This window comes from Microbacterium sp. S308A+ (assembly GCF_049800815.1).
GTDB lineage: Bacteria > Actinomycetota > Actinomycetes > Actinomycetales > Microbacteriaceae > Microbacterium.
Genome location: NZ_JBNAFT010000001.1, coordinates 200,348 through 212,853 on the forward strand (window position 1 = coordinate 200,348; position 12,506 = coordinate 212,853).

At 66.8% G+C, this 12,506-nt stretch carries 10 protein-coding genes; 3 read left to right on the forward strand and 7 right to left on the reverse strand.

What is annotated here, in order from left to right:
• The first annotated feature begins 36 nt into the window (after positions 1 to 36).
• Entirely contained in the window at positions 37 to 1,086 is a 1,050-nt protein-coding gene (gene holA / locus ACP15J_RS00940) for a DNA polymerase III subunit delta (protein ID WP_424935883.1), read from the forward strand.
• 37 nt (positions 1,087 to 1,123) lie between these two features.
• Here the strand turns inward: holA and ACP15J_RS00945 are convergent, their stop codons facing one another.
• Both ACP15J_RS00945 and rpsT read right to left on the reverse strand, forming a co-directional pair.
• The gene (locus tag ACP15J_RS00945) at positions 1,124 to 1,828 is read right to left on the reverse strand and encodes a hypothetical protein (protein ID WP_424935882.1); all 705 of its coding nucleotides are present in this window, start codon (positions 1,826 to 1,828) and stop codon (positions 1,124 to 1,126) included.
• A gap of 192 nt (positions 1,829 to 2,020) precedes the next feature.
• A complete protein-coding gene (gene rpsT, locus ACP15J_RS00950) occupies positions 2,021 to 2,281 on the reverse strand; it encodes a 30S ribosomal protein S20 (protein ID WP_424935881.1) in 261 nt (86 codons plus the stop codon).
• A 354-nt stretch (positions 2,282 to 2,635) separates the two neighbouring features.
• Between rpsT and ACP15J_RS00955 the strand changes: the two genes are divergently transcribed.
• Positions 2,636 to 3,814 carry an MFS transporter gene (locus tag ACP15J_RS00955; RefSeq protein ID WP_424935880.1) on the forward strand — a complete coding sequence of 393 codons (1,179 nt, stop codon included), beginning with the start codon at positions 2,636 to 2,638 and terminating at the stop codon, positions 3,812 to 3,814.
• Here ACP15J_RS00955 and ACP15J_RS00960 read toward each other — a convergent pair.
• From ACP15J_RS00960 to ACP15J_RS00980, 5 genes are all read right to left on the reverse strand, one after another.
• A complete protein-coding gene (locus ACP15J_RS00960) occupies positions 3,759 to 4,511 on the reverse strand; it encodes an alpha/beta fold hydrolase (RefSeq protein WP_424935879.1) in 753 nt (250 codons plus the stop codon). The genes ACP15J_RS00955 and ACP15J_RS00960 overlap by 56 nt on opposite strands.
• 70 nt (positions 4,512 to 4,581) lie before the next feature.
• Positions 4,582 to 6,291, reverse strand: a complete 1,710-nt coding sequence (locus ACP15J_RS00965) for an ABC transporter family substrate-binding protein (RefSeq protein ID WP_424935878.1) — start codon at positions 6,289 to 6,291, stop codon at positions 4,582 to 4,584.
• 102 nt (positions 6,292 to 6,393) lie between these two features.
• Complete coding sequence (locus ACP15J_RS00970) at positions 6,394 to 8,448, reverse strand: dipeptide ABC transporter ATP-binding protein (protein WP_424935877.1); 2,055 nt, start codon at positions 8,446 to 8,448, stop codon at positions 6,394 to 6,396.
• A complete protein-coding gene (locus ACP15J_RS00975; protein ID WP_424935876.1) occupies positions 8,445 to 9,365 on the reverse strand; it encodes an ABC transporter permease in 921 nt (306 codons plus the stop codon). Before ACP15J_RS00975 ends, ACP15J_RS00970 begins: the two co-directional genes overlap by 4 nt.
• Before the next feature lies 1 nt (position 9,366).
• The gene (locus tag ACP15J_RS00980) at positions 9,367 to 10,350 is read right to left on the reverse strand and encodes an ABC transporter permease (protein WP_197220494.1); all 984 of its coding nucleotides are present in this window, start codon (positions 10,348 to 10,350) and stop codon (positions 9,367 to 9,369) included.
• 300 nt (positions 10,351 to 10,650) lie between these two features.
• Here ACP15J_RS00980 and lepA point away from each other — a divergent pair, with 300 nt between their 5' ends.
• Complete coding sequence (gene lepA, locus ACP15J_RS00985; RefSeq protein ID WP_197220493.1) at positions 10,651 to 12,504, forward strand: translation elongation factor 4; 1,854 nt, start codon at positions 10,651 to 10,653, stop codon at positions 12,502 to 12,504.
• Positions 12,505 to 12,506: the final 2 nt, after the last annotated feature.

Here is a 12,506-nt window from a genome sequence, read left to right on the forward strand (position 1 = left end):
CAGCCGCGCGTCGGCACCCGCCGGTAGTCTGGATGCATGTCCGCATCCCGCACCTCCGCCGCGCGTGGTGGGAAGAGCGGGGCGAAGGCGCCGGCCGTTCCGCAGGTTTCCTGGCGAGAACCCCGTCCCGCGCCGATCGTGCTGGTCTCGGGGCCGGAGGAGGTCTGCGCCGAGCGGGCGATCGCCGGCGTGCGCGACTACCTCCGCGCCGAAGACCCCGCTCTCGAGGTGAGCGACGTCCGTGCCGACGACTACGCGGCAGGAACACTCCTGGCGATGACGTCGCCCTCTCTCTTCGGTGAGCCGCGGCTCGTGCGCGTGGCCGGTGTCGAGAAGGCGAACGACGCTTTCATCCAGGAGGCGGTCTCCTACCTCCAACATCCGCAGGAGGGCGCCACGGTGATCCTCCGCCACACGGGGGCCTCGGTCCGCGGCAAGAAGCTGCTCGATGCCGTCCGTGCAGGGACCGGCGGCGGGATCGAGATCCCGTGTCCGGCGATCAAACGGGACGGCGACAAGTTCGACTTCGCCGCCGGCGAGTTCAAGGCAGCGCAGAAGCGCATCGCCCCGCAGGCGCTCCGCACCCTGGTCTCCGCGTTCTCTGACGATGTCACCGAGCTCGCCGCGGCGTGTCAGCAGCTGATCGGCGACGTCGAGGGAGATGTCACGCCCGAGGTGGTCCAGCGATACTACGGCGGCCGGGTGGAGGTGTCGGCGTTCGTGGTCGCCGACACCGCGATCGCCGGTCGCTATGGCGAGGCGCTGGTCGCGCTTCGCCATGCCTTGGCCTCGGGAGCAGATCCGGTGCCCCTGGTCGCCGCGTTCGCGATGAAGCTCCGCACAATGGCTCGCGTCGCCGGATCACGCGAGCCCAGCGCCGCCCTCGCTGCCCGACTGGGGATGAAGGACTGGCAGGTCGACCGGGCCAAGCGCGATCTCGTCGGCTGGAATGAACGTTCTCTCGGGCTCGCCATCCAGGTGACCGCCCGGGCGGATGCCGAGGTCAAGGGCGCGGCAAGGGATCCGGTCTTCGCGCTGGAGCGCATGGTCACGGTCATCGCGACTCGTCGTCCGTTCGCAGGCTGACTCCGGACGGGGTCGGCGAGACGATCGAGAGCCGGGTTCAGTTCTGGACCGCAAGCGGCTTCCACTCCCAGCTCTCTCCGGAGCCGCACCGGAAGTCTTGGACCCTGCGGGTCGCGCTCTCGCTGGCGGGGATGGTCATGAGGCTCACGGATGCGGTCCACATGGTCGGGGCGAAGCCTGCGAGGTTGTCGCTCGACTTCGGATAGGACGCGGTGAAGGTCCCCACGCTCAAGTCCGCGCCTGTCCGGAGCCTGTCCTCCCCGGTGCCGGAATCGCCGTAGGTGCCCGTGAACGACAGGCGGCCCGCGTAGTAGAGGGTGAGGAGCGTACGGGTCCCGACCGGTTGCCCGCCGTGGAGAGTCACGCTCAAGGTAAGCGCTCGGTTCGAGCTCAGCAGCTCGTCCGGGGCGAAGAACGAACCTGTATAGGTCACCACGTAGGCATCGGACTCCTCGCGGACCTCGACTCTGTCCGGGTGCCCGAGATCGGGACCGGATGTCGGATCGGGGCCGACACTCGGCGCCATGACGGGCGCGGTGGCTGTGCTGCCGGTGAAGGAACAGCTCGCGACGCCAGGCTCGACCGAGACCTGCGCCGCCTGTCGCGCGGCAGCTGCCGCCTCGGCTCGCTGAGCCTCCGCCCTGGCCTCCCGTTCCGCGGCGGAGATCCCGCCTCGATGCTTCGAGAGCGAAGGTCCGGCAGCGGCGGTAGGGCCAGCGCATCCGGCCACGAACATGGACAACAGGACAACCGAGACGACGGATGCGAGGACTCTCTGCCGCATATCTCCCCCTGATCTGCGTATGGCTCTATCTTTCCACCTCGCGAGAGGAGTCTTCTCCACTCGGGTGGATCCCGTGCAGAAGACGGGCGGATGTCGTGCAGAACGACGAAGGCCCGTCACCGTAGGGTGACGGGCCTTCGTGACGGCAGCTCAGAGAGCGGCGACCTGCTTGGCGATCGCCGACTTGCGGTTGGCTGCCTGGTTCGAGTGGATGACGCCCTTGCTGACGGCCTTGTCAAGCTTCTTCGAGGCCTTCTTCAGTGCGGCCTCGGCAGCCGACTTGTCGCCGGCGACGATCGCAGCACGGGTCTGACGGACGACGGTCCGCAGCTCGCTCTTGACGGCCTTGTTGCGCTCGCGCGCCTTCTCGTTGGTCTTGTTGCGCTTGATCTGCGACTTGATGTTTGCCACGTGCGGGAAACCTTCGTTCGAGTGATGGATGGTGTGCCGCGGACGAGAGAGGGTCGTCCGGCGGCGTCGTGAGGGAAACTCCCACACGCAAGCCAATCACCGAGTCTATCAGGTTCCGCCGTGACGTGATCCCGACGGGCCCGGCGCGTCGATGAGGTGCGCGGACAGAGAACAGGTGCATGCTGAGCGCAGGACCCGAAGGAGCCGTCCGTGAGCGAGATCCCCCTCTCAATCCCTCTGCACCGATGCGGCGCGTCGTCTGCGCGGCGGCTGGGCTCGTGAGCCGGTCGTGAACGCCGATATCGGATCCTCCAGAAGGGTCGGCCTGCTCTGGTTCGCCCCGTTCGCCATCGCGTGGCTCGCGATCTGGACCGTTCAGCTGACGCCGGTGCAGCTGCTTCTCCCGCTTCAGCTGGACACCGACGGGGACTGGATCGCCGGCGTGGTCGGAGCCGGCGTCGTGCTCTCCGCGGGCGGCGTGGCCGGGGTGATCGCCGTCCGATCGCCGGAAGACTCTCGGACCGCACGGGCCTGCGCCGGGGACGACGGCGCCCCTGGGCGGTGGGGGGCTCTCTGCTGTCGGCGGCCGGGCTGCTGCTCGCCGGAGTCTCGACCGGCCCCTGGGCCGTCGGCGGGTCGTGGGCCGTGGTCTCGGTCGGCCTGTCGGTCGCCAGCACCGCCTACACCGCTCTCATCGCGGACCAGCTCACGGTCCAGCGCGGTGCGGCGTCCGCGGTCGCGAGCTCCGCACAGGCGGTCGGCGTCGTCATCGGAGTGGGGGCCGTCGTCCTGCTGGAGCTCAGCGTTCCCGCCTCCTACACGCTCCTGGCGGTGCTCATCGCCGTCCTCGGAACCGGGGCTGCCCTGATGCTGCCGGACCCGGAGCCGGCACGCCTCCCCGGGCCTCGGGGCGGAGCCGCCCGTCGGGCTTCCTCGCTGCGTAACCGCGATCTCGGCTGGATGATCGCCGGGCGTTTCGTCGTCAACGTCGGCAACGCCCTCGGCACCTCGCTCCTGCTCTTCTTCCTGCTGTACGGGATCGGGGTCTCTGCGGCCGAGTCGCAGGATGACCTCCTGGTCCTGACCGTCGTCTATACCGTCTTCGTGGTCATCGCATCGGTCGTTGTGGGGACGGTCTCCGATCGCTCAGGCCACCGGCGGCTGCTCACAGTGCTCTCCGCCTTCGTGCAGGCGGTGTCAGGCGTCGTGATCCTCATCAGCTCCGACCTGGTAGCGACCTCGATGGCTGCGGCCCTCATGGGAGCCGGATACGGCGGCTATATGGCGGTGAGCCTGGCCTTCTCCACCGATCTGCTCCGCGACCCCGACGATCATGCGAGAGACCTCGGGCTCGTGAACGTCTCTGCGAACCTCGGCCAGCTCGTCGGCCCCTTGCTCGGCGCGGGGCTGGTCGCCCTCGTCGGGGGGTTCTGGCTGCTCTTCACCGCAGCCGTCGTTCTGTCCGCTGTCGGCGGCGTCATGGCTCTGGCGATTCGCTCCCGCACGGCGAAGGAGCCGTCTCGACCGTCGTGAGCGCGAGGTCGAGGACCGCGTTGAAGACCCGCGGGTACATCGCGGTCACGAGGTGAGTCGCCCGGGGGACGACGATCAGCTCGGCACGCGGTGCGAGCGCCATGAACGTGCGCTCGTGGGTGCGCAGCTGGTCGAACTGGCCGTTGACGAACCAGGTCGGGGGGCGCAGGCGACGCACGGCGCGCAGGAGGTCGAGGGTCGCGAGGCTGCGCAGAGCGGCGTCCTGGACCGTCATCGCGTATCCACCCGCGCCGAAGTCCTCGCGCGTCTCGGCGGGCAGAGTGGCGGCGATCACCTGCTCGCTCAGCCACACGCCCCGGTCCGGGAGGGAGTTCATCGCCCCGGCGAGGAGCCGGTAGGCGGCGAGTCCCATGCCGCGGGGGAGCGCCGTGCAGGAGGCGCCGACGAAGGCGTGCACAGGCGGCGGTTCCTCCGCGCCCACATAGACGGTGGAGAGAAGGCCGCCCATCGAATGCCCGACGAGGAGGACCGGTCCGTTCCGCGCGGCGGAGCGGACGGCGGCGTCGATCGTGCGGAAGGCCTCGGCGAGGGTGAAGACCTCGTCCATTCGCGCGCCGTGTCCCGGAAGGTCGATGGCGACGGCTGGGTTCCCACGCTGCTCCAGGTGGGCGACCTGCGATCGCCACATGGTCGCGGAGGTACGGATCCCATGCACCAGCACCACGCTCACGACCACGAGGGTCAGTCTATGAAAAACGGGGTCGACGGGAGAGAGCCGCCGACCCCGTTCCGGGCACAGGAGGGATCTACTTCTCCCAGCCCACGTTCTCGACCGGCGTGACGCCGAAGAGATCGAGGCCCACGTAGGGCTCGGGGGTCAGGTTGGCCAGACCCTTCTTGGCCGTGACGATCCACGGGCCGTTGTAGAGCGGGATGATGCCCCAGGTGTCCTTGACGATCTCGGACTCGAGCTTCATCGCGGCGCTGGTCCATGCCTCCGGGGTCGTCTGCGACTCGACCTCGTCCTTGACCCTCTTGTCGATCTCCTCGCTGCCGGTGCCGGACAGGTTGAGGCTGCTGTCCGAGCAGTAGAGCTGGCAGAAGTTCGAGGGACCGAACGGGTCGCCATCGGTGAACTGGAGCGAGAACGCGTCCCAGTTCTTGGTCGTGAAGTCGGTCGAGAAGTCCGCACTCGGGCGCTGTTCGATCTTCATGTCGATCCCGATCGCCTTCTGCTGCTGCTGGAGCGCCTTGAGCATGGCGAGGATGGTGGGGCTGTCGTTGTGCGTGGGGAAGACGATGGAGAGCTTCTCACCGTCCTTCTCGCGGACACCGTCCTTGCCCTCCTTCCAGCCGGCCTCATCGAGGAGCTTCTTGGCGGCGTCGACGTCGAACGTCAGACCGGCCTCCTTGAACGTGTCCTCGAACCCGTCCTGGAAGCGGTAGTTGTTGAGCGTGCCGACCGGCTCCTCGGAGTAGTCGAGTCCGTTCCAGATGACCTGCTTGAGCTGGTCGACGTTCGTCCCGAGGAAGAACGCCTTGCGGACGTTGACGTCCTTGAACTGCGGCTTGTCCGCGTCGACCAGAAGAACGGTCTTGGAGGTGCGGACGGCACGGTAGGTGACGACGTCCTTCATGTCGGAGACCTGGGCGAGGAAGTCCTTGTTCGGGGTCTCCACCGCATCGATCTCGCCGTTCTTGAAGGCATTGATGCCAGCGGTCGAGTCGAGGCCGGTGAAGGTCACCTTGTCGAGCAGCGGCTTCTCACCCCACCACTTCTCGTTCGGCTCGAAGGTGGCGGTCTGCCCCTTCACGTCGTAGCCGGTGATCTTGTACGGGCCGGCTCCCCATTCCGGACGCGCGTTCTCCAGGAAACCGGTGTTGAAGACGTCCGGCGTGGTGACGGCCGGGTGGAGGATCGTGGAGAACACGGACTTCGGCCATGCGAACTCCTGCGCGAACGTCACGATGACGTCCTTGTCCGTCTCTCCCTTGGTCACCGACTCGATGTCCTTGTACTTGTCGGTGGAATTTACCTGGAACGCCTCGTTCGTGCCGTTGTTCGCCTTCCACGTCGCCTCGAACGCGGTCCAGTCGATCGGCGTGCCGTCATTCCATGCGGCCTTCTCGTTGACCTTCATCGTGATGACGGTCTTGCCGTTCTCTGTGCTGATGTCCCATTTGTCGAGGTACGCCGGGTTGGGCTTGACCGTGCCATCAGGGTCGATGAGGAGGACCTGGGGCGTGTACCACGCGGCAAGGCGAGTGGTGTCAGCCGTCGCATCGCTGTTGAACAGGTTCATCTGCGGAGTGATCTCATTGATGCGGAACCGGACGGTGCCGCCCTGCTTGAGGTTCTCCCGCGGCTGCGGATTGTAGTCCGCCTGCTTGACCTCGGCGGATGTGGTCGCGCCGCCGCCGTTGCCGCTGTTGCCGCCCGACGCACAACCGCTGATGGCGAGTGCGAGGGCGCCGCCGAGGGCGACGACGCCCATCAGCTTCTGGTGCCTTTTCATGGTGCTCCTTCGTTGCCTTTCGGCTCTTTCAGGGGTTGGGGGAAGGATAAACCTGCCGCCGGACCGCGCTCGGTGAGGCAACGCAACCGTTACCATTCCGAGTCAACGGAAATGACAGGCGTTCCTGTGCGACGCGACGCCGGTGAGCGCCGGATGCTCGTTCTCGCAGCGCTTCTGCTGATCGGACGGGAGCAGCTTGTACAACGGGCAGCGCGAGGTGAAAGGACATCCGTCGGATCGGTCGGTCGGACTCGGCAGATCGCCCTGGAGGACGATCCGCTCGCGTGTGCGCTCGATGTCCGGATCCGGAATCGGGATCGCCGACAGCAGTGCCTGGGTGTAGGGGTGCTGCGGGTCGTCGAAGACCGCATCGACATCGCCGTGCTCGACGAACTCTCCGAGGTACATCACGGCGACCCGGTCGGCGATGTGGCGGACGACCGACAGGTCGTGGGCCACGAAAAGATAGGACAGGCCGAGCTTGACCTTCAGTTCGTCGAGCAGGTTGATCACGCCGGCCTGGATCGACACGTCCAAAGCCGAAACCGGCTCGTCGAGGACCACGATCTTCGGGTTGGTCGCGAGCGCCCTGGCGATGCCGATGCGCTGTCGCTGGCCGCCGGAGAACGCGCCCGGGAAGCGGTTCGCGTGTGCGGGGTCGAGCCCGACGAGGTCCATCAGCTCGTCGACGCGGACGTCGGCCTCGTCTCGCGGGACGCCGATGGCCCGCAGAGGCTCGGCGATGACGTCGGTCACCGTCATCCTCGGGTCGAGGGCGCCCATCGGGTCCTGGAACACGATCTGGATGTCGCGTCGGAGCTGGCGCTCGCCCCTGCCGCCGCGAACCTGAGAGACGGGCGTGCCCGCGATCGTGATCTCGCCGTCGGTCTGTGCGACGAGATCCATGATCTGCAGCAGCGTCGTGGTCTTGCCGCAGCCGGACTCGCCGACGATGGCCATGGTCTCGCCCTGACGGATGTCGAAGGTGAGGCCTTTGACCGCGTGCACCTCCCCGACCTTGCGCTTGAGGAATGCGCCCTTCAGTAACGGGAACGACTTGCGCATGTTCTGCACGTCGAGGGTCACGGGACGCTCCGCGCGAGGCACGCTCTCGATCGCCGCGACCGGGATCTCCGGGACCGGATACACCGGCGCTCCGCCGATGAGGCCGTCCTCGATCTCGTCCGCGCGGATGCAGGCGACGAGATGTGCGTCGCCTCCGCCGGTGTCGACGGGCCGCAGCGGGGGCTCGCCGTTCCTGCAGGCCTCGACCGCGATGGGGCAGCGGTTTGCGAAAGGACATGCGTCCGGGAGACCGATGAGGAGCGGAGGGGCGCCCTTGATCGGGACGAGCGGCTCCTTCTCGGCCTTGTCGATGCGGGGGATCGCGCCCAGGAGCCCGATCGAGTACGGCATGCGCGTCTGATGGAAGACCTCCCTCACCGGCGCCTGCTCGACCGGCCGACCCGCGTACATCACGAGCACGTCGTCGGCTGTCTTGGCGACGACGCCCATGTCGTGCGTGATCATGACGACTGCGGCGCCGGTCTCGCGCTGTGCGGTGCCGATGAGATCGAGGATCTGAGCCTGGATCGTCACGTCGAGAGCAGTGGTGGGCTCGTCGGCGATGATGAGCTTCGGGTCGTTGGCCATCGCGATCGCGATAACGACGCGCTGACGCATGCCGCCGGAGAACTCGTGCGGGAAGGACCTCATCCGTCGTTCCGGGCTGGGGATCCCGACGAGCGTCAGCAACTCGATCGCGCGGGCCGTGGCCTCGGCCTGCGACATGCTCTTGTGCACGGTCAGCGCTTCGATGAGCTGGTCGCCGATCGTGAAGACCGGTGTCAGTGAGGTGAGCGGATCCTGGAAGATCATCGCGATGCCGTTGCCTCGTAGCGCCGACATCTGCCGGTCTGTCTTGCCGACGAGCTCCTGCCCGTCGAACATGATCGATCCGGTGACTCTGGCGTTGTCGTCGAGGAGCCCCATGATCGCGAGCGAGGTCACGGACTTCCCCGAGCCTGACTCGCCCACGATGCCGAGCGTGCGGCCAGGGGCAAGGTCGAAGGACACGCCGCGGACGGCGTCCACGCGGCCCGCTTCGGAGGCGAAGCTGACCTTGAGGTCTCGAACGGAGAGCAGGGGAGCGGTCATGCGCGGCCTCCTGCCGCCGAGGTGGGGTCGAGGGCGTCGCGCAGGCCGTCGGCGATGAGCGCCATCGAGACGGTGAGGAGCGTGAGCGCTGCGGCGGGGAAGTAGAACAGCCACGGCGCGCTGGTGATCGTGTTCGCGCCGGTTCCGATCAGCGATCCGAGCGAGACGTCGGGGATCTTCACGCCGAAGCCGATGAAGGAGAGGCCGGTCTCGGCCATGACGGCCGTGACGACGCCGAGGGTGAAGTTGATCACGAGGAGCGACCCGATGTTCGGAAGGAGGTGCCGCAGGACGATCCTCATGCCGGGGACACCCATGTACCGCGCCGCGTGGACGTACTCGCGCTCGCGCAGGGAGAGGGCCATGGTCCAGATCACTCGTGCGGGGAAGAACCAGCTCGTGAAGATCATCACGAGCGAGATGATCCGCCAATCGCCTCCGGCGCTGTTGGAGACCAGCGCGAGAATGAGGAAGGTCGGCACGACCATGAAGAAGTGGATGACGACAAGAGCGATCCGCTCCGTGAAGCCGCCGAAGTACGCCGCGGCGGTCCCGACCACCGCCGAGATCACAGTGGTTCCGATCGACACCGTCAGAGCGATCATCAGCGATCGCTGAGTTCCTACCGCGACCTGTGCGAAGAGGTCGTTGCCGGCGGTCGTCGTCCCGAACCAGTGGTCTGCGGACGGCGGCGTCCCCAGGTTCAGGAAGTCGAGGTAGACGTGGTCGTACCGTGCGACGAGAGGGCCGACGATCGAGAAAAGCACCAGAAGGAGGAAGATGACCACGCCGACGACCGCCGGCTTGTTGCGCATGAAACGGCGGTAGTACAGCTCGAACGTCGACATCCGCCTGCGAGGGAGGCGGGCGGCCGTCGTGTCGGGGCCGACGGGCGGCTGGATGGATGTGGCGCTCATGTCAGCTCACCCTCACTCGCGGGTCCAGGACCACGACGGCGATGTCGGACAGGATGGCGCCGATCGCGGTCAGCACGGCGCCGAAGGCGGCGACCGCCACGACGCCGTGGATGTCGTTCTTGCTGATGGTGTCGATGAAATACCGACCCATCCCGTGCCAGCCGAAGATCGACTCGGTGAGGATCGCACCGGTGAAGACGGCGGGGATGCTGAAGGCGAGCTGGGTCGCGACGGGGATGAGCGACGTGCGCAGAGCGTGCCTGCGGATGGCCTGCTGCTTTGTGAGGCCCTTCGCACGCGCCGTGCGCACGTAGTCGGCCTTGATGTTGTCGAGCAGGAGCGAGCGCTGGAGGAAGTGATAGCTCGCGTAGCTGACGACGACGAGGGCGATCGTCGGGAGCGTGAGATGCTGCAGCTTGTCGAGGAGAGTGGGGAAGAACCCTTCGACATCGTCGCTGCTGGCCCCGGTGACGTAGAAGACCCTGGCGCCGACCAGGTCGTTGAACCCGATCGCGAGGAGGACGATGCCGAGGGCCGCGACGACGATGTTGATGTTCATCGTGATGATGGAGGTGGCCTGACCGATGCGGTCGCCGAGCCGATACTGCCGAGACGCCGTGTAGACGCCGAGGGCGATGCCGAGGACGGCGGCGATGATGGTCGCCCCGAGCACGAGCTCCGCCGAGACCCACATACGGTAGGAGATCTGCTCGTTGACGGATTGGCCGACCGGGCTCACCCCCCAGTCCCAGTGCAGGACGATGTCGGTGAGCCACGTCCACCAGCGTTGGAGAAGCGGGACGGAGTCGCTGAGGTTGCGGGGCTCGAGGACGTTGGAGATCTCGTCCTGGGTGAGCGGGGGGCGACGTCCCACATAGTTGCTGCGCGGATCGAGGAAGGACCACGCAAGGAAGTAGGTCAGATTGGTCGCCACCGCGATCATGAGGAGCCAGCCGAGGAGACGGCGGAGCAGGTACTTGATCAAGATGGTGTTCTTTCTCTTTCACAGACGCCGCACGGGGTCTCCGACGCAACGCTGGGTCCGACGTCATTCAAACATCATCGACCCGCGGTGGTGAAGCGGGCGGAAGCGAGTCCCGTGAGACGGAAGCCCATCTCTTGAGGAACCGAGTCCCGACGTGGCAACGTCGCGAGACTATCACCGCGGCCGGACGAGCGCGGGTTAGGGAGACCTCATCCGATCCCTCGACCGCCGGGGCGCATCGGGCGAGGGGGAGGCGAGGGCACCGGGAATCCTCGATCGCTCCCGTAGAATCGTCCGGACATGTCACCACGCGCCCTCACTCCGCTTCAGCCTGCCGCGACGCCGCCGGCGCAGATCCGGAACTTCTGCATCATCGCTCACATCGACCACGGCAAGTCGACCCTTGCCGACCGCATGCTCCAGATCACCGGGGTGGTCGCAGAGCGCGACATGAGGGCGCAGTACCTCGACCGGATGGACATCGAGCGCGAGCGCGGCATCACCATCAAGAGCCAGGCGGTCCGGATGCCCTGGCAGATCGAGGGCGAGACCTTCGCCTTGAACATGATCGACACTCCGGGGCACGTCGACTTCACCTACGAGGTGTCGCGCTCGCTCGCCGCCTGCGAGGGCGCGATCCTCCTCGTGGACGCGGCGCAGGGAATCGAGGCGCAGACGCTGGCGAACCTCTATCTGGCGCTGGAGAACGACCTCACGATCATCCCGGTCCTGAACAAGATCGATCTGCCCGCGGCGGAGCCGGAGAAGTATGCGAAGGAGCTTGCGGACCTCATCGGGGGGAGACCGGAGGACGTGCTGCGTGTGTCCGGCAAGACGGGGGCCGGTGTCGAGGACCTGCTCGATCGCCTCGTGCAGGAGATCCCCGGTCCGACCGGAGACGCGGACGCGCCCGCGCGGGCGATGATCTTCGACTCCGTCTATGACGCCTATCGCGGCGTCGTCACGTATGTCCGGATGGTCGACGGCAAGCTGGAACCGCGCGAGCGGATCCAGATGATGTCCACCGGCGCCAACCACGAGCTGCTCGAGATCGGCGTGTCGAGCCCAGAGCCCACCCCGACCAAGGGACTCGGCGTGGGCGAGGTCGGCTACCTCATCACCGGGGTGAAGGACGTGCGCCAGTCGAAGGTCGGCGACACCGTCACGAACGCCCGCAAGCCTGCGGCCGAGGCGCTGGCGGGCTATACCGACCCGAAGCCCATGGTCTTCTCCGGCATCTATCCGATCGACGGCAGCGACTACGCGGAGCTTCGCGAGGCGCTCGACAAGCTCAAGCTCTCGGACGCGTCCCTGCAGTACGAGCCGGAGACCTCGGTCGCCCTCGGGTTCGGCTTCCGCTGCGGCTTCCTCGGCCTTCTGCACCTGGAGATCATCACCGAGCGCCTGTCGCGGGAGTTCGGCCTCGACCTCATCACGACGGCGCCGAGCGTGATCTACGAGGTGCTCACGTCCGACACCGGCGAGACCGTCACGGTCACGAACCCGAGCGAGTACCCGGACGGCCGTATCGGCTCCGTCTCCGAGCCGATGGTCAAGGCAGCGATCCTCCTCCCGAAGGATTACGTGGGAACGGTGATGGAGCTCTGCCAGTCTCGCCGCGGGTCGCTCCTGGGCATGGAGTACTTCTCCGAGGAGCGTGTGGAACTGCGCTACAACATTCCACTGGGCGAGATCGTCTTCGACTTCTTCGACCAGCTGAAGTCGAAGACACAGGGGTACGCGTCGCTCGACTACGAGCCCGCGGGCTCCCAGGAGGCCGACCTCGTCAAGGTCGACATCCTGCTCCAGGGTGAGAAGGTCGACGCCTTCAGCTCGATCGTGCATCGTGACAAGGCCTACAGCTACGGCACGATGATGGCCGAGCGGCTGCGCAAGCTCATCCCTCGGCAGCAGTTCGAGGTGCCGATCCAGGCCGCGATCGGTGCCAGGATCATCGCGCGAGAGACGATCCGCGCGATCCGCAAGGACGTGCTCGCCAAGTGCTACGGCGGCGACATCACCCGAAAGCGCAAGCTCCTGGAGAAGCAGAAGGAAGGCAAGAAGCGCATGAAGATGGTCGGCCGCGTGGAGGTCCCCCAGGAGGCGTTCATCGCCGCGCTGTCCGGCGACGTCGAAGGCAAGGACAAGAAGTAGCT